The sequence below is a fragment of the Streptomyces sp. ISL-11 genome, assembly GCF_018614525.1.
In the GTDB taxonomy this organism is placed as follows: domain Bacteria; phylum Actinomycetota; class Actinomycetes; order Streptomycetales; family Streptomycetaceae; genus Streptomyces.
In genome coordinates, this window is sequence record NZ_JAGGOL010000123.1 from 1 (window position 1) to 21,423 (window position 21,423).

22 protein-coding genes and 1 pseudogene are annotated in these 21,423 nt (G+C 73.4%); 7 read left to right on the plus strand and 16 right to left on the minus strand.

The annotated features are described in order from the left end of the window. The 3 genes and pseudogenes from J7E86_RS31310 to sigE all read right to left on the minus strand — a co-directional run. Positions 1–382 (minus strand): annotated as a pseudogene (locus tag J7E86_RS31310) (protease); the annotation flags it as partial. Positions 383–471: 89 nt separating this feature from the next. After that, positions 472–1,254, minus strand: coding sequence for a zf-HC2 domain-containing protein (locus J7E86_RS23340; RefSeq protein WP_308312697.1), 783 nt, complete (start codon positions 1,252–1,254; stop codon positions 472–474). After that, a complete protein-coding gene (sigE, locus tag J7E86_RS23345) occupies positions 1,251–2,024 on the minus strand; it encodes an RNA polymerase sigma factor SigE (protein ID WP_215083838.1) in 774 nt (257 codons plus the stop codon). The genes J7E86_RS23340 and sigE overlap by 4 nt, the downstream gene beginning before the upstream one ends. Positions 2,025–2,165: 141 nt before the next feature. On the opposite strand from sigE, the gene J7E86_RS23350 reads away from it, so the two are divergent. Further along, positions 2,166–2,831, plus strand: a complete 666-nt coding sequence (locus J7E86_RS23350; protein ID WP_215083840.1) for a class I SAM-dependent methyltransferase — start codon at positions 2,166–2,168, stop codon at positions 2,829–2,831. Positions 2,832–2,969: 138 nt separating this feature from the next. Here the strand turns inward: J7E86_RS23350 and J7E86_RS23355 are convergent, their stop codons facing one another. After that, a complete protein-coding gene (locus J7E86_RS23355; RefSeq protein WP_009997451.1) occupies positions 2,970–3,137 on the minus strand; it encodes a DUF3117 domain-containing protein in 168 nt (55 codons plus the stop codon). A gap of 311 nt (positions 3,138–3,448) precedes the next feature. Between J7E86_RS23355 and J7E86_RS23360 the strand changes: the two genes are divergently transcribed. Continuing rightward, positions 3,449–4,234, plus strand: a complete 786-nt coding sequence (locus J7E86_RS23360; RefSeq protein ID WP_215083842.1) for an enoyl-CoA hydratase/isomerase family protein — start codon at positions 3,449–3,451, stop codon at positions 4,232–4,234. Here the strand turns inward: J7E86_RS23360 and J7E86_RS23365 are convergent. Both J7E86_RS23365 and J7E86_RS23370 read right to left on the minus strand, forming a co-directional pair. After that, complete coding sequence (locus J7E86_RS23365) at positions 4,219–4,842, minus strand: DNA-3-methyladenine glycosylase I (RefSeq protein WP_215083844.1); 624 nt, start codon at positions 4,840–4,842, stop codon at positions 4,219–4,221. The genes J7E86_RS23360 and J7E86_RS23365 overlap by 16 nt on opposite strands. After that, complete coding sequence (locus J7E86_RS23370) at positions 4,839–5,243, minus strand: DivIVA domain-containing protein (RefSeq protein WP_215083861.1); 405 nt, start codon at positions 5,241–5,243, stop codon at positions 4,839–4,841. The genes J7E86_RS23365 and J7E86_RS23370 overlap by 4 nt, the downstream gene beginning before the upstream one ends. Positions 5,244–5,379: 136 nt before the next feature. Here J7E86_RS23370 and folP point away from each other — a divergent pair, with 136 nt between their 5' ends. Continuing rightward, entirely contained in the window at positions 5,380–6,240 is an 861-nt protein-coding gene (gene folP, locus J7E86_RS23375) for a dihydropteroate synthase (protein WP_215083863.1), read from the plus strand. A 323-nt stretch (positions 6,241–6,563) separates the two neighbouring features. On the opposite strand, the gene J7E86_RS23380 is transcribed toward folP, so the two are convergent. After that, positions 6,564–7,313, minus strand: coding sequence for a TIGR00730 family Rossman fold protein (locus J7E86_RS23380; protein ID WP_215083865.1), 750 nt, complete (start codon positions 7,311–7,313; stop codon positions 6,564–6,566). A 68-nt stretch (positions 7,314–7,381) separates the two neighbouring features. Then, complete coding sequence (gene dapE, locus J7E86_RS23385) at positions 7,382–8,461, minus strand: succinyl-diaminopimelate desuccinylase (protein ID WP_215083868.1); 1,080 nt, start codon at positions 8,459–8,461, stop codon at positions 7,382–7,384. Positions 8,462–8,560: 99 nt separating this feature from the next. Between dapE and J7E86_RS23390 the strand changes: the two genes are divergently transcribed. Together J7E86_RS23390 and J7E86_RS23395 are read left to right on the plus strand one after the other, a co-directional pair. Continuing rightward, entirely contained in the window at positions 8,561–9,481 is a 921-nt protein-coding gene (locus tag J7E86_RS23390) for a hypothetical protein (protein WP_215083870.1), read from the plus strand. A 297-nt stretch (positions 9,482–9,778) separates the two neighbouring features. Next, positions 9,779–10,195, plus strand: a complete 417-nt coding sequence (locus J7E86_RS23395; protein WP_215083873.1) for an ATP-binding protein — start codon at positions 9,779–9,781, stop codon at positions 10,193–10,195. A gap of 84 nt (positions 10,196–10,279) precedes the next feature. Here J7E86_RS23395 and dapC read toward each other — a convergent pair whose 3' ends face one another. Together dapC and fdxA are read right to left on the minus strand one after the other, a co-directional pair. Then, on the minus strand, positions 10,280–11,392 hold the full coding sequence (gene dapC / locus J7E86_RS23400; RefSeq protein ID WP_215083875.1) for a succinyldiaminopimelate transaminase: 1,113 nt from the start codon (positions 11,390–11,392) through the stop codon (positions 10,280–10,282). Between the two features lie 128 nt (positions 11,393–11,520). Beyond that, the gene (gene fdxA / locus J7E86_RS23405; protein ID WP_215083876.1) at positions 11,521–11,847 is read right to left on the minus strand and encodes a ferredoxin; all 327 of its coding nucleotides are present in this window, start codon (positions 11,845–11,847) and stop codon (positions 11,521–11,523) included. A 114-nt stretch (positions 11,848–11,961) separates the two neighbouring features. On the opposite strand from fdxA, the gene J7E86_RS23410 reads away from it, so the two are divergent. Continuing rightward, complete coding sequence (locus J7E86_RS23410; RefSeq protein ID WP_215083877.1) at positions 11,962–12,969, plus strand: GNAT family N-acetyltransferase; 1,008 nt, start codon at positions 11,962–11,964, stop codon at positions 12,967–12,969. A 73-nt stretch (positions 12,970–13,042) separates the two neighbouring features. Next, the gene (locus J7E86_RS23415; protein WP_215083878.1) at positions 13,043–13,879 is read left to right on the plus strand and encodes a transglutaminase-like domain-containing protein; all 837 of its coding nucleotides are present in this window, start codon (positions 13,043–13,045) and stop codon (positions 13,877–13,879) included. Between the two features lie 13 nt (positions 13,880–13,892). On the opposite strand, the gene J7E86_RS23420 is transcribed toward J7E86_RS23415, so the two are convergent. The 6 genes from J7E86_RS23420 to J7E86_RS23445 all read right to left on the minus strand — a co-directional run bounded on the left by J7E86_RS23420 (position 13,893) and on the right by J7E86_RS23445 (position 20,617). Further along, a complete protein-coding gene (locus tag J7E86_RS23420) occupies positions 13,893–15,032 on the minus strand; it encodes a PP2C family protein-serine/threonine phosphatase (RefSeq protein ID WP_308312698.1) in 1,140 nt (379 codons plus the stop codon). Between the two features lie 244 nt (positions 15,033–15,276). Beyond that, positions 15,277–15,924 (minus strand): response regulator transcription factor, encoded by a 648-nt coding sequence (locus tag J7E86_RS23425; RefSeq protein ID WP_374223849.1) that lies wholly within the window; start codon positions 15,922–15,924, stop codon positions 15,277–15,279. 66 nt (positions 15,925–15,990) lie between these two features. Then, complete coding sequence (locus J7E86_RS23430; RefSeq protein ID WP_251019566.1) at positions 15,991–17,127, minus strand: sensor histidine kinase; 1,137 nt, start codon at positions 17,125–17,127, stop codon at positions 15,991–15,993. Positions 17,128–17,266: 139 nt separating this feature from the next. Continuing rightward, on the minus strand, positions 17,267–18,010 hold the full coding sequence (locus tag J7E86_RS23435; protein ID WP_215083881.1) for an ABC transporter permease: 744 nt from the start codon (positions 18,008–18,010) through the stop codon (positions 17,267–17,269). Continuing rightward, positions 18,007–18,960 (minus strand): ABC transporter ATP-binding protein, encoded by a 954-nt coding sequence (locus J7E86_RS23440; protein WP_215083882.1) that lies wholly within the window; start codon positions 18,958–18,960, stop codon positions 18,007–18,009. Before J7E86_RS23440 ends, J7E86_RS23435 begins: the two co-directional genes overlap by 4 nt. Positions 18,961–19,102: 142 nt before the next feature. Continuing rightward, on the minus strand, positions 19,103–20,617 hold the full coding sequence (locus J7E86_RS23445; protein ID WP_215083884.1) for a hypothetical protein: 1,515 nt from the start codon (positions 20,615–20,617) through the stop codon (positions 19,103–19,105). Positions 20,618–21,423 lie beyond the last annotated feature (806 nt).

Here is a 21,423-nt window from a genome sequence, read left to right on the forward strand (position 1 = left end):
CACCGCCGTGCGGCGCGTGCTGCGCGGCGGGCGGGAGCGGGGTGCCGGCGGGCGGTGTCATGGGCACCGGCGGCGGGAGGGGCGTCCCGTACGAAGGGGTCGCGCCGGGGTGCGGGGGCGGGCCCGGGGGAAGGTACGTGCCGTGCGCCGGGGTGACCGGACGCTGGACCGGCGGTGCGGGCGCCCAGGGGCCCGGACGCCCGTACGGAGGCGTGCCGTACGGGTCGGGGGCGTGCAGCGGCACCGGGGCGGCCGGCTCGGCCGCGGGTGCCGCGTCCCGAGGAGCCGGAGTGCCCGCCTCCGCCGCGTCGGGTGAAGGGTGCCGCGGTCGGCTCCACCACCGCGGCCCGGTCTCCTGGGCCCGCGCCTTCCCCTCGTCCATGTTCTCCCCACCGTTCGCCGGAGGGCGCACGGAATCGCCCGAGGGATCCGTGGCCCACCTGGAATTGAACCAGGTCCGTCAGGAAGGTGTCAGCGCGTGCCACCGGCGGCCGACGCACCCGGAGCCGGGAAGGCGGCGCTCAGCAGCGGGGCGAGCGGGGGCGCCACGGCGGGGCGCAGCAGGGAGACGCCCCGCGCGGGCGGCTCCGGCGGCGCACCGGGGGCGCGCGGCGCGTCCCGGGTGGCGGCGGTGAACCCCAGCGGCAGGCTGGTGTCCGTAAGGCCGCCGCCGCTCATCACCGTCGGGGTGGACGACGAGCGGGGGTCCTCGGCACGCGCGCCCGGCGACTCCACGACCGCGCCGAGCGGCTGGGCGCCACCGAGCGCGAACGCGGCCAGGGAGACGGCGCCGGCCGCCGCGAAGGCGAAGCGGCGCCCCCGCGAGCCGCTCCGGGCGGTGTCGGGCACGTCATGGATACGGAAGCCGCCGTCACGGTGCCGGGCGGTGACGGCCGGGAACATCGCGAACGCCTCCGCCCGGGCGTCGAAGCCGCCTTTTCCCGGCCCTCCGGGGCCCTGCCGGCCGTCCGGGCCGTCCTGGCCCCCGGCGCCCTCCCCGTCGCCGTCCGGGCCCCTGGCGGGCAGCCCCTGAAGGCGCGCCAAGAGCGCGTCGGAGAGCGGCGGGAGCGCCGACTCGGCGAATACGCTCTTGAGCCGGCGCTGGGCGTCGGCTTCCGCTTTGCACTTCCAACAGGTCGCGAGGTGCGCCAGCACCCGCTCCCGGGAATCGTGTCCCAACTCCCCGTCGACCAGGGCCGCGAGGCGGTCGCCGAGATGGTGCTCGGCGGGGGACTGACCGCCTGAACCGCTCACGCGATCCCTACCTCCCCACCAAGAGGAACGCCGGAGGCCACGCCCGCCACGGCGCGCTGCTCGGCCCGGGCGGCGGGCGAGCGGTGCTGGAGCGCCTTGCGCAGGTGGGAGCGGCCGCGGTGGATCCGGCTGCGGACGGTGCCGAGCTTCACGCCGAGCGTCGCGGCGATCTCCTCGTAGGACAGGCCCTCGATGTCGCACAGGACGACCGCGGCGCGGAACTCCGGGGCGAGGGTGTCCAGGGCCTGCTGGACGTCCGCGTCGAAGTGGGTGTCGTTGAAGTGCTGCTGGGGGGAGGGCTCACGGCTGGGGAGCCGCTCGGCCGCGTCGTCGCCGAGGGCGTCGAAGCGGATCCGCTGACGACGCCGGACCATGTCGAGGAAGAGGTTGGTGGTGATGCGGTGCAGCCACCCCTCGAAGGTGCCCGGGGTGTACGTGGACAGCGACCGGAAGACGCGCACGAACACCTCCTGGGTGAGGTCCTCGGCGTCGTGCTGATTGCCGGTGAGGCGATAGGCCAGTCGGTAGACCCGGGCACTGTGCGTGCTGACGATCTCCTCCCAGGTGGGGGGAGTCCACGCCTGCGCATCCGCATCGGTGGCGAAAGTCGCGGTCTGTGCGGAGTCGGCTTTGCGGGCGTCAGCGGTCTTGGTCACGGATTTCGGCTCGCCGGCGGACCCGCGAAGGCGCCTCAGCACTCCCCGACGGTCTCCGGCCGCAGCCGCACCTCCCCTGTCGGCTCTGGTGGTGTCCAGTAGAGCCCCTACCATATCCATCCCGCCCGTTAGCTCCGGATAAGGAATTTTGACCTTCATTTGGTCTTGGTCCCGAGAATCCACGGACCGCCCTCCGTTCTTCCTCAACGCGCGGTCCCATCTGCGGGTTCCCGTGGTCAGCGGATACAGTCACGGGTGCGTCGACTACGGGGACAGGAGAGGACCATTACCGGCAACCGGCAGACGAGCTGGGCGTTCGCCGATGCGTTCGTCGCCGAGGACGAGGCACTGCGCTGGGCCCGGGACCGGGCTCACGAGGCAGGCCTCCGCTCGGTGTCGTCCGGCACCGGCGCCGCGCTGCGCCTGCTCGCCGCGGCGGTGGACGCCAAGGCGGTGGCCGAGATCGGCACGGGCACCGGCGTCTCCGGCATCCACCTCCTGCACGGCATGCGCCCCGACGGTGTGCTGACGACCGTGGACAGCGACCCGGAGTGCCAGCAGTTCGCCCGTCAGGCGTTCCGCGCCGCGGGCTTCGCCGGCAACCGCGCCCGCTTCATCCCCGGCCGCGCGCTGGAGGTGCTGCCGCGCCTCGCCGACGGCGGGTACGACCTGGTCTTCTGCGACGGCGACCGGCTGGAGTGCCTCGACTACCTAGCCGAATCGTTGCGCCTGCTGCGGCCCGGCGGGCTCGTCTGTTTCGAGGGCGTCTTCGCCGACGGGCGCACGGTGGACTCCGCCGTGCAGCCCGCCGAGGTGCAGCGCCTGCGCGAGCTGCTGCGGGCGGTCCGCGAGTCCACGGTGCTGCTGCCCTCGCTGCTGCCGGTCGGCGACGGGCTGCTGTGCGCGGCCCGGCGCGGCTGACCCTCCCCGGGGCGTTCGCGGGGCGCGGGAGCACCCGGCCCGGTCCGCGGGGTCGCGGTCCGCACCCCGGATACACCACCGCCCCGGAGCCGGCGTGAGCCGACTGCCGGGGCAGTGGGAAAATTGCGGGCCGGTGCGTCAGCCGACAACCTTCTTCAGGGCGTCTCCGAGGGCCTCGGCCTCATCCGGCGTCAGCTCGACGACGAGTCGACCGCCGCCTTCGAGCGGAACCCGCATGACGATGCCCCGCCCCTCCTTGGTCACCTCGAGCGGGCCATCGCCCGTCCGCGGCTTCATGGCCGCCATGCTCGTTCCCCTTCCTGAAACCAGCTCATCGCAGCCGACAACCCAGGTGTCACCGGCATCGAACACATTGCTTCCAGGCCATTATCCCGCATCGCGTGACCCGATGACCAACATCGGTCCGCATCCCTTCGGCAACGCGATCGCGCAAAACCACTCAATTCGGCGATCGGACTGCGATACTGCGCCACCCCCACGCCGCTGCAGAGGCCGAATTCTTTGACGCAGGTCACATATCCGCTCCCGGTGATCTCCGGCATGCTGAGCGCTGACGGCTGCCGCTGCGGGCGGCCGACCAGGGAGGGAGCGGCACCATGGCCGACACCGTGCTGTACGAGGTCAAGGACGGACTGGCGACGATCACGCTGAATCGTCCCGACGCGATGAACGCGCTGAACACCGCGACGAAGATCGCCCTCCGGGACGCGCTGCGGGACGCCGGCGCGGACGAGGACGTACGCGCCGTCCTGCTGACGGCCACCGGACGGGCCTTCTGCGTCGGGCAGGACCTCAAGGAGCACGTCGAGCTGCTCGGCGGGGCCGGCAACGTGATGAGCACCGTCAAGGAGCACTACAACCCCGTCGTCACCGCGATCGCCGAGATGCCCAAGCCGGTCGTGGCCGGGGTCAACGGCGTCGCGGCGGGCGCCGGCGCCGGGTTCGCCTTCGCCGCGGACTACCGCGTGGTCGCCGACACGGCCGCCTTCAACACCTCCTTCGCCGGGGTGGCCCTCACCGCCGACTCGGGCGTCTCCTGGACGCTGCCCCGCCTCATCGGCCGCGGCCGCGCCGCCGACCTGCTGCTCTTCCCGCGCAATGTGAGCGCCCAGGAGGCGTACGAGCTGGGCATCGCGAACAAGGTGGTGCCGACCGCGGAGCTGGCCGCCGAGGCGGAGGCCGTGGCCCGCCGGCTCGCCGAGGGCCCGACCGTCGCCTACGCGGCGATCAAGGAGTCGCTGGCCTACGCGGCGGACCACTCCCTGACCGACGCCCTGGCCCGGGAGGACGAGCTCCAGACGCGCGCCGGAGCCTCGGAGGACCACCGCATCGCGGTCGACGCCTTCCTCAAGAAGGAGAAGCCGCGCTACGTGGGCCGCTGATCAGCGCCCGGCGGCCGGCAGCCCCGCCGCACGTGGCAGTCCGCCACATGGTCGTCGACCAGGCCGCACGCCTGCATCAAGGCGTAGGCCGTGGTCGGCCCGACGAAGCGGAAACCACGCTTCTTGAGCTCCTTGGCCAGGGCTATGGACTCGGGGGTCGTCGCGGGAACGTCCGCCGCCGTGCGCGGGGCGCGGCGGCCGGCCGGGTCGGGGGCGTACGACCAGATGAGCGCGTCCAGGTCACCGGGCGCCCACTCCGCCGCCACCTTGGCGTTGCCGATCGCGGCGGTGATCTTCGCGCGGTTGCGGATGATGCCCGGGTCGGCCAGCAGTCGCTCGGCGTCCTCCGCCGTGAAGGCCGCCACCTTCGCGATGGAGAAACCGGCGAAGGCGGCACGGAAGCCCTCGCGGCGGCGCAGGATCGTCAGCCACGAGAGGCCCGACTGGAACGCCTCCAGGCACATCCGCTCGTACAGGGCGTCGTCGCCGCGCACCGGCCGGCCCCACTCGGTGTCGTGGTAGCGGCGGTAGTCGGCCCGGGACTCCGCCTCCAGGCCCCACGGACAGCGCGCCAGCCCGTCCGGCCCGGGGATCGCTCCGCCGCTCACGCGCCCGCACCGCCGTTCCGCCCGTCCCGCGCCTCGGGGTTCTCGGGCGCCGCCTCGGCGGGCCCCTCCCCCGGCTTCCTCAGCAGCTCGGGGCCGCTGACGGCCGCGGCCAGCGCGCCGGCGAGGGCCGCCTCCAGCTCGGCGATCCGCGCGTCGCGCTCGGCCAGCTCGGCACCCAGCCGGTCCAGGACGTCGTCGGTCTCGGTCATGCGATAGCCGCGCAGGGCGACCGGCAGCCGCAGCGCCTCCACATCCGCCCGTCCCATGGCCCGGTCGGCCGGCGGCGGCCAGGCGATCCGGTCCGGCACCGCCTCGGGCAGCGGGGCGCCGCTTCCGCCGGCGACGAAGAGCGTGACCGCGGCGACCACCACGACCAGCGCGATGAGCAAGAACCAGAACACGACCATCTCCCTGGTGTCCCCGTCGCGCGGTGCGCCGGTACTCCGTCGGTAAGGACTGTCAATCCGTCCACCCCGATCGTGCCATGCCCCACTGACAGTTAAGGTCGCTGGCGGACCACGGAGAAGGAGTACGGAAATGCTGCGGCTGGGACGACGCGAGTTCGACGCTCACGAGCCGGTGATCATGGCGATCGTCAACCGGACACCGGACTCCTTCTACGACCGGGGCTCCACGTTCCAGGACGAGCCCGCGCTCGCCCGGGTGGAGCAGGCGGTGGCGGAGGGCGCCGCCATCATCGACATCGGCGGGGTGAAGGCCGGCCCCGGCGAGGAGGTGACCGCCGAGGAGGAGGCGCGGCGCACGGTCGGCTTCGTGGCCGAGGTCCGCAGGCGCCACCCGGACGTGGTGATCAGCGTCGACACCTGGCGGCACGAGGTCGGCGAGGCCGTGTGCGAGGCGGGCGCCGACCTGCTCAACGACGCCTGGGGCGGGGTCGACCCGAAACTGGCCGAGGTCGCCGCCCGCCACGGCGCCGGTCTGGTGTGCACCCACGCGGGCGGCGTCGAACCGCGCACCCGCCCGCACCGGACCACCTACGACGACGTGATGGCGGACATCCTGCGGGTGACGCTGGGCCTGGCCGAGCGGGCCGCCGCGCTCGGCGTCCGGCGCGACGGCATCATGATCGACCCGGGGCACGACTTCGGGAAGAACACCCGGCACTCGCTGGAGGCGACCCGGCGGCTGGGCGAGATGGCCGCCACCGGCTGGCCCGTGCTCGTATCTCTGTCGAACAAGGACTTCGTCGGCGAGACGCTCGACAAGCCGGTAAAGGAACGCCTGCTGGGCACGCTGGCGACGACGGCCGTCTCCGCGTGGCTGGGCGCCCGGGTCTACCGGGTGCACGAAGTGGCGGAGACGAAGCAGGTGCTGGACATGGTCGCCTCCATCGCCGGCCACCGCCCTCCGGCCGTCGCCCGCCGCGGGCTCGCCTAGGGGGTGTCCGGCGAATCTTCACCCGCGGGCTGTCCTTGCCGCCTGCGGCGGCGAGCGCCCTGCGGGCGCGTCCTCAAGCGCCGGACGGGCTTAATTCGGCCGGGCTCAGCTCGGCCGCTTTCAGCCCGTTGGGGGCACCCCCAGCGGTAGCTGGGGGAGCTTGAGGACACCGCCGCGCAACGGTGGTGCGGACGAAACGGCCCGCAGCACCCGCTCACATGATCCGCCGGACACGGCGTAGGGATCGTCCTCAATCGCCGGACGGGCTGAAAGCGGCCGAGCCCGGCCGTGATCAAGCCCGTCCGGCGATTGAGGAGCGGGGTTCACGCCCCCGCTTCCTTCGTGACCAGGCCGATCGCCTCGTCCACGTCGTCCGTGATGTGGAAGAGGCGGAGGTCGTGCGGCCCCGCCTTGCCCTGCGCGATCAGCGTATCGCGCACCCAGTCGACCAGCCCCTGCCAGTACGCGCTGCCGAAGAGCACGATCGGGAAGCGGGTCACCTTCTTGGTCTGCACGAGCGTCAGCGCCTCGAACAGTTCGTCGAGCGTGCCGAGCCCGCCCGGCAGCACCACGAACCCGCTCGCGTACTTCACGAACATCGTCTTCCGCACGAAGAAGTAGCGGAAGTCCACCCCGAGGTTGACGTAGGAGTTGAGCCCCTGTTCGAAGGGCAGCTCGATGCCGAGCCCGACCGAGACGCCGCCCGCCTCCGAGGCCCCCCTGTTGGCGGCCTCCATGGCGCCGGGCCCGCCGCCGGTGATGACCGCGAAGCCCGCCTCGACGAGGCCGCGCCCGATGGCCACGCCCGCCTCGTACTCCGGCGAGTCCCTGGGCGTACGGGCCGAGCCGAACACGCTGATGGCCGGGGGCAGTTCGGCGAGCGCGCCGAAGCCCTCGACGAACTCGGACTGGATGCGCATCACCCGGAAGGGGTCCTCGTGCACCCAGTCCGCTGTCCCTCTGGTGTCCAGCAGATGCTGGTCGGTGGTGCCCTGCTGCATCTGGCCGTGCCGGCGCACGACCGGCCCCCGGCGCTGCTCCCGCTGAGTGCGGGCCCCATCGGAATTTGCCATTCCGCGCTCCCTCCGCTGCAGATCGTTGCTGCTCAGCGTAGGCCCACGCGGCGCCGGACAGGGCCTGGTCAGCGAGTGAGCCAGGCCCGCAGCCGCTCCTCGCAGTCCGTGATCAGCGAGGCGCGCACCCGCTCGTCGCGCTTGTGGGCGAGAAGCGGGTTGCCCGGACCGTAGTTGACGGCGGGCACGCCGAGCGCGCTGAAGCGCGAGACGTCCGTCCAGCCGAACTTGGGCCGGGGGACGGCCCCGACGGCCTCGATGAAGGCCGCGGCGGCCGGGTGGGACAGGCCGGGCAGCGCGCCGGGCGAGTGGTCGTCGACGACGAACTCGGCGACCCCGCAGTCCGCGAAGACCTCGCGGACGTGGGCCAGGGCCTCCTGCTCGTCGCGGTCGGGCGCGTAGCGGAAGTTGACGGTCACCGTGCAGGCGTCGGGGATGACGTTGCCGGCGACACCGCCCTCGATCCGGACGGCGTTGAGGCCCTCGTGGTACTCCAGCCCGTCGATGACCGGCCGGCGCGGCTCGTACGCGGCCAGCCGCGCCAGGATCGGCGCCGCGGCGTGGATGGCGTTGCTGCCCATCCAGCTGCGGGCCGAATGGGCGCGCTCGCCGGTCGTGCGCAGCAGTACCCGAAGGGTGCCCTGGCAGCCGCCCTCGACCTGGGCGTCGGTGGGTTCGAGGAGGACGGCGAAGTCGGCGGTGAGCCAGTCGGGGTGGGCGGCGGCGACGTGGCCGAGGCCGTTGAGGTGGGCGGCGACCTCTTCGTTGTCGTAGAAGACGAACGTCAGGTCGCGGTTGGGCTCGGGCACGGTCGCGGCGATGCGCAACTGCACGGCGACGCCGGACTTCATGTCGCTGGTGCCGCAGCCCCACAGGAAGCCGTCCTCGTCCAGGCGGGAGGGGACGTTCCCGGCGATCGGGACAGTGTCGATGTGCCCGGCCAGCAGGACGCGCTCGGCGCGGTCGAGGCGGGTCCTGGCCACGACGTTGTTGCCGTACCGGTCGACCGTCAGGTGCGGCAGCGCGCGCAGCGCGGATTCCACGGCATCGGCGAGAGGCCCCTCGCTCCCGCTCTCGGACGGGAAGTCGACGAGCCGGGCGGTGAGGGCGGCGGCGTCGAGGGACAGGTCGAGTGCGGCGTCATCCATGACGGCGACTCTAACTCGCCCGCGCGCGGCGGAACCGGGCGGTCAGCACGCCGGGGTCGGCCCCGCTGATTCACGGGTCTCTCCAGTAACGTGGGCCGCATGTCCCGCATCTCCGTCACCCACCGTGGCCGACTGCTGCGCATCGCGGCCGCCTGCGCCGTGCTGCTGGCGCTGATCGGATATGGGATCGCCCAGCTGGTGACGGGCGGCCCCGGAGCTCCGCGCTGCACGGTGCGGGCCGACGGCGAGTCGTACTCCCTCTCGCCCGAACAGGCCGTCAACGCGGCCACCATCTCGGCCGTGGGGTCCGGACGCGGCCTGCCCGAGCGGGCGGTGACGATCGCGCTGGCCACGGCCATGCAGGAGTCGGGGCTGCGCAACATCCACCACGGCGACCGCGATTCGCTGGGTCTGTTCCAGCAGCGGCCGACACAGGGCTGGGGCACGGCGGCGCAGATCACCGATCCCGTGTACGCGGCGGGGAAGTTCTACACCCACCTGGTGGAGGTGCCCGGGTACTCGCGGCTGCCGCTGACGGTGGCCGCGCAGAAGGTGCAGCGCAGCGGCTTCCCGCAGGCGTACGCCAAGCACGAGCCGGACGCCTCGCTGCTGGCGGCGGGGCTCACGGGCCGGGCCCGGGCGTCCTTCAGCTGCACGACGAGCCCGGGTGACGGCCGGCCGGGCGACCCGGCGGCGGTGCGGGCGAAGCTGCGGCGCGAGTTCGGCACCGAGATGGCGCCGGCGACGGCGATGACGGGCCGCACCGGGGTGGGGGCGAGCGGGACGGCCGTCGGTGCGGCGGCACGCACGGTGACCGTCCCGGTGCGGGCGACGGAGGCCGACGGCGGCCCGGAACGGCAGGGCTGGCAGCTGGCGTCGTGGGCGGTGGCCCACGCCTCCGAGCTGCGGATCGAGCGGGTGTCGTTCGGCGGCCGGGCGTGGACGTCGAAGGACTCCCGGGACGGCTGGCAGCCGGCCGTGGGCACGTCCGACGAGGTCCGGATCACCACCGTTCAGTAGTACGACCCTCCCCCCGTCAGGAGGACGCGGGGCGGGGTCGGGGTGGCCTCGGGCGCGGAATTCCTCGCACCGGGCCGGGACTCGCCCGCGACGCCGAATTCCTTGCGAATAAAGGCTCGTCGGTCTTTCGAAGCCTTCATGTGCTTGTCGTATTTGCCCGGGTTGGCGGGAAACACATAATGCGATGCATTGCCAAGTCTTTACCTTGGCGCACCGCAACCTTCACGGCATTCACGCGGTAGTCACTGCGTCCGGTCGCCGGACGACCAACGTCCTCAACTCCGTCAAAGGAGCATCATGTCCCTCCCCCTTTCGCGTCGTATCGCCCGCGTTGCGCTGCTGGTAGCCGCCGGTGCGGCCCCCGTCATCGGTGCGGCCGGAGCGGCGAGCGCCGCGGACCTCAAGGCCCCCGAGCTGACGAGCGGGCTGAGCACGGTGGACGGCGCGAACCTGGGCAACAACATCGACGCGACCTCGCACAAGGCCGGGGCCGTGACCTCCGAGGTCGGCCACAAGGCCGTGAACACCGCCGTGCCCGCCACCACGGACACGCTCGGCAAGGCCGCCAAGACCACCACCCCGGCCGCCCAGAAGGTCGCGGGCGACCTCGGCGCCTCCGCCGCCGGTGTCGTCGGCGACACCGCGAAGGCCGCCCCCAAGGGCGGCGCCGGCCTGCCCTCGCTGCCCACCAAGGGCCTGCCGATCGGCGGCTGATCCGGTCCAACCGACTCAGGCACCGCAGCGCGAGAGGGCCCGGGAGTTCATCCCGGGCCCTCTCGCACGTCCTGCCGCCGTCCCCTAGACGGCGTACGACCGGTCGGCCAGGCGACGGACCGCCGCCTCGACGCGTTCGTCACTCGCGGTGAAGGCGATGCGAACGAACCGCTCCCCCGCCGCACCGTAGAAGTCACCCGGCGCGACGAGAATGCCCCGCTTGGAGAGATCCGCGACCGTGTCCCAGCACGGCTCGTCACGCGTGGCCCAGAGATACAGCGACGCCTCGCTGTGCTCGATCCGGAAGCCCGCGCCCTCGAAGGCGGCGCGCAGCGCGGCCCGGCGGGCGGCGTAGCGCTCGCGCTGCTCGGCGACGTGGACGGTGTCGCCCAGGGCCGCGACGGTGGCGGCCTGGACGGGCGCGGCGACCATCATCCCGCCGTGCTTGCGGATCTGCAGCAGCTCGCCCAGGACGGCGGCGTCACCGGCGATGAAGGCGGCGCGGTAGCCGGCCAGGTTGGAGCGCTTGGAGAGCGAGTGGACGGCGACGATGCCCTCGTACGAGCCGCCACAGATGTCCGGGTGCAGGACCGAGACCGGGTCGGCCTCCCAGCCGAGCTCCAGGTAGCACTCGTCGCTGAAGAGCAGCACCCCGTGCTCGCGCGCCCAGGCGACCGTACGGCGCAGCTCCAGCGGCGACAGCACCCGGCCCGTCGGGTTCGACGGGGAGTTCAACCACAGCAGCTTCAGGCCGCTCGGGTCCAGCTCGGTCGGGTCGTCGTAGACGACGGGTTCCGCGCCCGCGAGCCGCGCGCCGACCTCGTAGGTCGGGTAGGCCAGCCGCGGGTAGGCGACCTTGTCCCCGGCGCCGAGCCCGAGCTGGGTCGGCAGCCAGGCCACCAGCTCCTTGGAGCCGACGACCGGCAGGACGTTGGCGTGCGTCATGCCGCGCGCGCCCAGCCGACGCTCCGCCCAGCCGGTCAGCGCGTCGCGCAGCGCGGCCGTACCCCACACCGTGGGATAGCCGGGGCTGTCGGCGGCGTCCGTGAGCGCGCGCCGGACCAGCTCCGGGACGGGGTCGACGGGGGTGCCGACGGACAGGTCGACGATGCCGTCGGGGTGGGCGGCGGCCGTCGCCTTGTAGGGGTCGAGCCGGTCCCACGGAAAGGCGGGGAGGCGGGAGGAGACTGGGCCCACGAGTGCGCTCGCTCTCTTGCGTCAGGTGGTCTCGGCCGCGCCGGGCGGTCCCGTCCGGGCACGGTCCCCATGCGGCGGCCCCGTACGGCGCTGGGCCGTACGGGGCCGGGGCTGCGCCGAGCCGGAGATCAGTGGCTTTCGTTCTGGGTCGGCAGCGCCGCGATGAAGGGGTGGTCGCGCTCGATCAGGCCGAGCTTGGAGGCGCCACCGGGCGAACCGAGCTCGTCGAAGAACTCGACGTTCGCCTTGTAGTAGTCCTTCCACTCCTCAGGAGTGTCGTCCTCGTAGAAAATGGCCTCGACCGGGCAGACCGGTTCACAGGCACCACAGTCGACGCATTCGTCCGGGTGGATGTACAAGGACCGGGAGCCCTCGTAGATGCAGTCGACGGGGCACTCCTCGATGCACGCCTTGTCCTTCACGTCGACACAAGGCTGCGCGATGACGTAGGTCACGCTGTCGTTCCTCCTCGGTAGGGCGTATCTCGCGCGGGAGCGCGGCGTCGTCGATGCCCACACCTAGTATCTCCGTTCCCGGGCACTTGACGAACAAGAGGGGCGAGGAGAGCTGTGGAATTCACCACGGGCGGACGGCTGGAAGTCCGGATCGGTACCGCTGATGTGGGAAAAAGGGTATCTGTACGGCGGCTGAACGACCCCGGCGGATCTCCCGAGCGCTACACGGACACGGTGGGCGTCCTCACCTCCTGGGACCACGGTGTGCTGCGGATCACACGACGGTCCGGTGAGACGGTGGAGATCCAGGAGACCTCTCTGGTGGCCGGCAAGGTCGTGCCGGCGGCCCCGGCCCGGCGCCGCGGGCCCGCCGCGAGCGCGCGCGAGCTCCAGGAGGTCGCGGCGCGGGGGTGGCCCGCGCGGGAGACGGCCCGGCTGGGCGAGTGGACCCTGCGCGCGGCGGGCGGCTTCACCGCCCGGGCCAATTCCGCCCTTCCCCTCGGCGAATCCGGCCTGCCGCTGCCGGAGGCCCTGGACCGGGTCGTCCGGTGGTACCGCGAGCGCGGTCTGCCCGCGAGGGTGCAGGTCACCACCGGTGACGCCGGCCGGGACGCGCTGCTGGACGCGGAGCTGGCGGGGCGTGGCTGGACCGAGGAGCGCCATGCCCTGATACGGGCCGCCGCGCTGGCGCCCCTCGCCGACACCGGTGCCGACACCGGCCGGGTGCTGCTCTCCCGGCAGCCTGACGAGGCGTGGCTGCGCGTGTACGGGCGGACGTCCGCCTCCGGAGCCGACGCGCTGGGCGTCCTGACGGGCGGGCCCTCCGTGTGGTTCGCGACCGTGCCCGGCGCACCGGGCGAGGACCGTCCGGCGGCGATCGGCCGGTGCGTGGTCGACGGGCGGTGGGCGGGGTTCGCCGCCCTGACGGTGAGCCCGGCGCACCGCCGGCAGGGCCTGGCCACGCTGGTCATGACGGGGCTGGCCGAGCGGGCGCTGAGCGAGGGCGCCTCGGCCGCGTACCTCCAGGTGGAGACGGACAACGGCGGCGCCGCGGCGCTCTACGACGAGCTCGGCTTCACCACGCACCACGCCTACCATTACCGCCGCGAGCCGCAGCAGTGACCGCAGTCGCGACCGCATCATGGACATTGGCGATGGGTCCGTCCCCATCGCCCCGAGCGGGTACGAGGCAGCCATGGACGACACCACTGGCCGGCGGCGGCGCTTCGCGGAGGCGGCGCGGGAGGAGCGGCCCGACCTCGCGCTGCTCTGCCTGCTGATCGCCGCCGAGGCGGACCCGGAGGCGGGCGAGGCCGCGGTCGACGCCGCCCAGATCGAGCTGGACCGGCTGGCGGGGCTGCTGCCCGCGCTGGGGCGGCACGCCGAGCCGCGGCAGTGGGCCGAGGCCCTCGCAGGGCTGCTCGGCGAGCGGTGCGGCTTCCACGGCTCGCCGGTCGACTACCGGCGGCTGGAGTCGTCGCTGCTGGGCGAGGTGCTGCGGCGGCGCCGCGGGCTGCCGATCCTGCTGTCCGTGGTGTGGATGGAGGTCGCCCGGCGGGCGGGGGCTCCGGTGTACGGGGTGGCGCTGCCCGGCCACTTCGTCGTCGGCTTCGGCAACCCCTTCGGGCGCCACCTGCTCGCCGACCCCTTCGAGGGCGGGCGGCCGCTGTCCGACGAGGACGCCGGGCTGCTGGTCGCCGGGGCGACCGGGACGCCGCTGGCGCCGTCGATGTTCTCCCCGGCCGAGACTCTGGAGATCGTGCTGCGGGTGCTGAACAACATCCGCGCCTGGGCCGCCGCGCGCCCCGAGCGCAGCGACGTCCAGCTGTGGGCGGTCGAGCTCTCGCTGCTCCTGCCCACCCATCCGGCGCGGCTGCGCTACGAGCGGGCGGAGCTGCTGGTGGAGCGCGGGGACTTCGTGGGCGGCGCGCACGAGATGGAGGAGTACGCGGAGGTGCTGGAGTCGGTGGAACCGGCCGTCGCCGAATCCGTGCGCCGCCAGGCGCGGGCGGCGCGGGCGATGCTGAACTGACGGCCGGCGCCGGTCACTCCCGCCCGAGCGGCACCCTCTCGGCGGGGATCGTGGCGGGGCGCTCGCCGCAGCTGCGGGCGTTGCGCAGGATGAGCACCGCCGCGTCGTCCCTCAGCTCGCCGCCGGTGTAGTGCTCCAGGTCCGCGTGGAGCGTCCGGGCGAGCTCGGCGGGCCGCAGGTGCGTCCAGTGGGTCAGGCGCTCGCGCAGGGGGTAGAAGCGGCCGTCGGCGTCCCGGGCCTCGGTGACGCCGTCCGTGCAGAGCACGACCCACTCGTACGGGTCGGGCGGCGCGTCGGTGCCCAGCCGCGGCTCGCCGGTGAGGCCGCCCAGGCCCAGCGGCAGCCCGGGGTGGCCGGGGAGCCGTTCCTCGACGAGGTCGCCGCGGATCACGTAGTAGGGGATGTGCCCGCAGGACAGGACGCGGGTGCCGGCGGCCGGGCCGCCGACCTCCAGCAGGAGGGCGGTGACGAACCGCTCGTCCGTGCCGGTCAGGGACAGGGCGCTGTTGTGCCGCAGGAGGGCGCCCTCCATGTGCTCTGCGACGGCCTCCAGTTCCGCCTCGTGATAGGCGGCCTCCCGGAAGGAGGTGAGGACGGCGTGGCCGGCGCCGATGGCCGGCATGCCCTTGCCCTGGACGTCACCGATCAGGACGCGCTGCCCGTACGGGCTCTCCACCACCTCGTAGATGTCCCCGCCGACCCGGGCGCCCTCCTGCGCGGAGACGTAGAACCCGGCCACGCGCAGCGGGCCCGCGGTGATGGGCAGTTCGCGGAGCATGGTGCGCTGCACGGCGTCGGCGACCATCCGGGTGCGGTCGTACGCGGCCTCGCGCTCCAGGAGGGCCGCGCACAGCGCCACGGAGAAGCCGGCGACGAGCAGCGCCCCGAGGACGGTGACGAGCGCGCTGGCGGTGTCCCAGTCCGGGACGACCACGCAGTGGACGGCCACCTGCCCGACGGCGAAGGCGCAGCCGACGACCACGGTGCGGCGGAAGGAGCACAGGCGGGCGGCGATCAGCGGCATGACGCTCGCGACCAGGGCGAGCCGCAGCCGGACGCCCGTCATGCAGTCGAGGGCCGCGAGGGCGGCGATCGCGACGACCAGCAGGACGGCCAGGAGGCGTCCGCCGTCGGGCACGCGCTTGATGTGCACGGCGGCATCCCCTCCCTCTGCTCTTCTCGCTGCTCTTCTTGACCCGCCCCATGACGCGTCACGCTCGTAGGGACCCTACGACGGCGATATGACAGCCGTGCGACAACCGGCCGGGTGTCCGACCCGTACGGACCCAGCTTCCATGATCGCGTGTCGGCCGGCGGGGAGCGAAGGGCCCTTGGTCCTGTGCTCGGGCGGGAGGACTCCTGGGTGGATCGGCGGCCGGGCGGAAGCCGCGGGGCCGCTAGAGCCAGCCCTTGTCGCGGGCGATGCGGACGGCCTCCGCGCGGTTGCGGGCGCCGGTCTTCTGGATGGCGGTGGAGAGGTAGTTGCGGACCGTGCCGTGCGAGAGGTGCAGGGCCCGGCCCAGCTCGGCGTTGGTGGAGCCGTCGGCGGAGGCGCCGAGCACCGCGCGCTCACGGTCGGTCAGCGGGTTCGCGCCTTCGGCCAGGGCCGCGGCGGCGAGGGTGGGGTCGATGACCCGCTCGCCGCGCAGCACCCGCCGCAGGGCGTCCGCGAGCTGCGCGGCGGGGGCGTCCTTGACCAGGAACGCCTCCGCTCCCGACTCCATCGCCCGGCGCAGGTAGCCCGGCCGTCCGAAGGTCGTGAGGATGACCACCTTGAGCCCCGGCAGTTCGCGGCGGAGCTGGGCGGCCGCGTCGAGGCCCGTCATGCCCGGCATCTCGATGTCGAGCAGCGCCACGTCGAGCGCGTGCGCGCGGGCCGCGTCGAGCACCTCGTCGCCCCGGGCGACCTGGGCGACGACCTCGATGTCGCCTTCGAGCCCGAGCAGCGCGGCCAGCGCCTCCCGGACCATCGACTGGTCCTCGGCGAGGAGGACCCTGATGGCGCGTCGGCTGTCGGGCTGAGCGGGGCCGGGCTGTTCAGTCACCCCGACAGGGTAGGCCGTCGCGTGCGGCCCCCCGCACCGCACGCGACGGAGCTTTCATCGTGCCCTTCACCGTGCGCCCAGCGCATTCGCCGGGCCGTCCTCGGCCGGCACCGGGCGCGAGAGCGGCACCCACGCCCGCAACCGGAACCCGCCCCGGGGCCCCGGCCCGGTCTCCAGCCGGCCGTCGGCGAGCGCCAGACGCTCGGCCAGGCCGGTCAGGCCGTTGCCGTGCGGGCCTTCGGGGCCGCGGCCGTTGTCGGTGACGGTCAGGCACAGCTCGTCCCCCGACTCCGCGAGCGCCACCTCGCAGCGGCGCGCCCCGCTGTGCCGGACCACATTGGTCACGGCCTCGCGCAGCGCCCACGCCAGTGCGCCCTCCTCGTCGGGCGGGAGGTCGGCGACGGGAGTGGCCACCGCGGCCCGGTCGAGGTCCGCGGCGATCCCGGCGGCCGCCAGGGCCGTACGGGCGCCGGCGAGCTCGGCGTCCAGGGTGGGCCGGCGGAAGCCGCTCACCGCCTCCCGCACGTCCACCAGCGCCTGCCGGCTGACCCGCTCGATGTCCGCGACCTGCTGGGCGGCCTGGTCGGGCCGGTCCGGCAGCATGCGCCCCGCCAGCTCGCTCTTGAGCGTGATGAGCGACAGGGAGTGCCCGAGCAGGTCGTGCAGGTCACGGGCGAGCCGCAGCCGCTCCTCGTTCGCGGCGAGGTGGGCGACGGTGGCCCGCGCCTCGCGCAGTGCCCGGGTCGTACGGGCCATCTGACGCACCCCCACCATCGCGAAGCCGCCGAGCATGGACGGGATGACGAGCACCGGCAGCAGCTCGTCGGAGTCCGGGGTGCCGACACCGACGAGCACGAGGGCACCCGTGACCACCGGGATCAGGACCCGCGCGAAACGGAACGGCAGAACCGCCCCGACCCCGACGCAGACGTACACGAACAGCACCAGCCAGGCGGCGCCCAGCGTCATGGACAGCACGAGCGCCATGACCATCAGCGCGCCGAGCGCGGTGAGCACCCGCCCCCGCTCCATCGGCCGCGAGGTGTGCCGGAAGACGAGGAGGAGGTAGCACCCCACGAAGGCCAGCAGGCCCAGGGCACCGAGGACGTCGGCCACGATCGTGTGATGGTCGCCGAGGACGTCCTCGGCGGGCGCGGCCAGATACGCGAACCAGATCCCGATCCACAGCAGCTTGACCGTCATCTGCCGTCGGGTGTCGGGCCGCTCCCCGATGCGGACGTTGTCCACGTCCGGGGCGTCGTCGGCCTCCAAGGCCGCCTGCCACAGCCGGCGGCCGCGCTCGCGTAGGGCCATCGCCGTGTCTCCCTGGGTTCCGGCCGGGTCAGGCCTTGCGGGTGTCCTTGCGGTACAGCCAGGCGGCCGCTCCCGCGAAGAGCACAAGATAGACGACGAGGACGGCCACGTCCTTCAGGTGCGGGGCGCCGCCCTGCTCGATGGCCTGGCCCAGGGCCGCGTAGGCGTGGGTGGGCACCCACTCGGCGACGCTCTGCAGCCAGTGCGGGAAGGTCGTGGTCGGCATCCACAGGCCGCCCAGCATCGACAGGCCGAAGTAGATGATGAAGGTGATCGGGCGTACGGCGTCACCCGTGGCGAGATAGCCGACCGCCACACCGAGCGCGGCGAAGACGATGCTGCCCGCCCATATCGCGCCGATCAGCGCGAACCACTGCCACACCGCGTCGAACCGCACGTCCTTGACGACCGCCGCGACGACGAAGACGACCAGGATCGAGGGCAGCGAGACGACGGCGGCCGAGGCGACCTTCGCCGTCACATAGCCCCGGCCGGGCAGGGCGGTCAGCCGCAGCTGGCGCGTCCAGCCCTTCTCGCGCTCCTTGGCTATGCGCTCGCTGTTGCCGACGAGGACGGCGGTGATGGCGCCGAAGGAGGCCATGGAGACCATCATCAGCAGCGGCAGGGTCAGCCCCGTGCCCTCGACGATCTCGGTGGTGCTCGCGCCGCCCGCGATGAGCAGATAGAGGCCCGCCGGGTAGAGCACGGAGAAGAACATGAACTTCTTGTTGCGCAGGGTGCGCGCGATTTCCAGCTTGATCAGAGTGTTCATCGGGCCGCCTCCTCGGCGGTCGCTGCGTCGGTGATGGCGATGAATGCCTGCTCCAGGCCGAGGCCCGCGACCTCGAGATTGCGCGGGTAGAGACCGAGGGCGTAGAGGGCGTGGACGGTCGCGTCCGCGTCGTGCGACTGGATGCGCACGGTGCGGCCCGATATCTCCAGGGAGGACAGGTGCGGCAGCTCGCGCAGCACGGCCTCGCCGATGTGCCCGTCCAGGTCGAAGACGACCCGCCGGGCGCCGGCCTTGGCCTTGATCTCGGCGGCCGAGCCGTCGGCGAGCACCCGGCCGCGGTGCAGGACGATCACCCGGTCGGCGATCGCGTCGGCCTCTTCGAGGTAGTGCGTGGCGAAGAGGATCGCCCGGCCCTCGCGGGCCTGGGCGCGCATCACACCCCAGAACGCCTGCCGGGCCGAGACGTCCATGCCGGTGGTGGGCTCGTCCAGCACGATGAGCTCATTGGCGCCGGCCGTGGCGAGCGCGAACCGCACCCGCTGCTCCTGGCCGCCGGAGAGCTTGTTGACCTTGCGGTCGGCGAAGTCGGCGAGGTCGGACCGGCGCAGCACCTCCTCGACCGGATAGGCCCGCGGGTGCAGATCGCAGGCGAGCCGCACCAGCTCACGGACCGTCACGTCCTCCATCAGGCCGCCGCTCTGGAGCATCGCGCCGACCTTGCCGCCGACGATGGCCTGCTGCGGGGTGGTGCCGAAGACCTCGACGCGACCGGAGTCGGCGTTGCGCAGGCCCAGGAGGAGGTCGAGCGTGGAGGACTTGCCCGCGCCGTTCGGGCCGAGCAGGGCGACGGTCTCGCCGGGGTACAGCTGAAGGTCCAGCTCCGAGACGGCGCGCACCTCGCCATAGCTCTTACTGACATTGGTGAAACTGACCACGGGTGCTGCGGTGCGGTGCCCGTCCCCCGTGAACTTCCTTGCTGTGGTGGTCATGGATCCATCTTCACGGCCCGGTCCGCCCGGGGGCAGTGTCAGCCGTCGTGTGCTGACGATGACAGATGTCATGGATCCGGTGACAGATGTGAGCCCCCGCGCCGGATGCGGCGCGGGGGCTCGGTAGGGCGTGCGGCGGCGATCAGCTGAGCTTGATCACTCCGACGCGCTCGGCGGGCGTCTTGCCGAGCAGCGCCTTGCGGAGGGCACCGACGACGTCCTGCGGCTGGACGGCCGTCCTGCTGCCGTCACCGCGCTGGATGGTGACGCCGGCGAACGCGGTGCCGTAGAGCTCCTTGAGCGCTTCGAGGTTGTAGCTCTCGACGAGCTTGCCGTCCACTTCCTTGACGGCCAGGATCTTCGGCAGCGAGCGGTCCGGACCGAACTGGATCCGGTGGACCGGGTCGGTCTGGACGGTGACCAGGGCCGACATGGCCGGCTCGGCGAACGCCTTCATCATGCGGTCGACCTCGGCCCGGTCGACCTTCGGCTGCTGATTGGCGCTGGGCAGTTCGACGGTCTTGTCCGTACCCGTGGCCGCGCGGTCGCGGTACGCCTGGGCGACGGCCGCGACGGCCTTGTCGCTGTCCAGGCCCACGTACGGCTGTCCGTAGACGGCCACGGCCTTGCCCGGCTCGAACTTGATCGTGCCTTCCTTGGCCGCGCCCGCCTCGCCGGCCAGCGTCTTCAGCGCGGCCGCGATCTTCTCCTCGTCCGCCGTGATGGTCGGCTCGGCCGTACGGGTGCCGCCGATGAGCGAGGGGATGACCGTGAGCGGGTTGTAGTCACGGCCGGCCGCGGCGCGCACCGAGGCCTGCGTGTCGATGGACAGCCCGGCCACGGACGGCTTGAGCTGCACCACCTTGCCGCCGATCGACACCTTCAGCGGGTCGGTCGCGCGGCTGCCGAGCGCGGAGTCGAGCTTCTGCACGGCCTGCTCCTTGGAGCTGCCGCCGATGCCCACGCCGAGCACGGTGGTGCCGTTGGGCACGTCGGCGTGGTCGAGCAGCAGGCCCGCGCCGTAGGCGACGCCGACCAGCGCGACGAGCGCGCCGCCGGCCAGGACGAGCTTCGAGCGGCCCTTCTTCTTGGGCGCGGCCTTGGGCGTGCTCTTGGGCGCGGCCGCGGCGGGCTTGGCGCCGGGCGCGGGCACCTTGGGCTTGGGCACGGCCACCCGGGGCGCACCGCTGTCGACGGGGCCGGCCTTCTGGCCGGGCCCGGCGGGCACGCCGCTGACGAGCGTCTCGGAGGATCCCCGGCCGGCGGGCGCGGCGGCCTTGGAGCCGCCCTTCTTGCCCTTGCCGCCCTTGGGCGCCTTGTTCTGCTGAGTCTGCTGTGCCTGCTGGGGCGACCGGGGCCCCTGCGAGGAGGGAACGCGCGGGATGCCCTCGTGCGGGGTGTCCGTACGCCCGTTCGCGAAGGCGCCCTGTGCGGGAGCGCCGCCGGGGAACGGCGAACCGGTCCCCTGGCCCATGGCGGGCGCCGGGAACTGCTGCGTGCTCTCCGCGGTCTCCGGCCACGGCGCGGTACCGCCCTGTCCGGGCGGTGGTACGACACCGACCTGAGGCGTGCCCGGCACGACGGGGTTCGTCCCCGTGGCCAGGGCGTCGGCGGTCCACGGGGTGGTCCCGGTGGTGCTCGCGGGCCAGTCGTCCACCGGCGAAGCGGAACCGGCACCGGCGCCATTCGCCGAACCGTCACCCGGCCACGGAGTCGCACTCGTCGTCGAGGAGCCACCCGGCCAGTCGTCCACCGGCGCACCCGGCTGACCCGACGCACCAGCACCCTGCCACGACGTCGCACCCGTCACCGAAGAACCACCCGCGGAACCGGCACCAGAACCCGCACCAGCGCCGGCCGGCCAGTCGTCCACCGGCGAAGCGGAACCGCGCGGGGCACGCGTCGCCGAGGCGTCTGCGGGCCAGGGCGTCGCGGCCGTGGTCGAGGACCCGGCCGACGGGCCACCCGGCCAGCCATCGGTCTGCGGGGCGCCCGCGGCGGGCGCCGCCCCCTGCCACGGGGTGGTTCCGGTGGTGCTCGCGGGCCAGTCGTCCACCGGCGAAGCGGAACCGGCGCCGGCACCATTCGCCGAACCGTCACCCGGCCACGGAGTCGCGGCCGTCGTCGAGGAACCACCCGGCCAGTCGTCCACCGGCGCACCCGGCTGACCCGACGCACCAGCACCCTGCCACGACGTCGCACCCGTCACCGAAGAACCACCCGCGGAACCGGCACCAGAACCCGCACCAGCGCCGACGGGCCAGTCGTCCACCGGCGAAGCGGAACCCGCGGGCGGCGGCGTCGAACCCTGCGCCGGAGGCGGCGGAGCACTCGCGGGGGCGGCACCGTCCGTGCGACCGGAGGCGCCCGCCGGGGGCGCCGCCGGCGCGGACTTGCGCGGCGCGAACCAGTCGCTGGTCTTCTCCTTGCCCGTCGGCCGCTCGCCCCCGCGCTCCGCCTCCG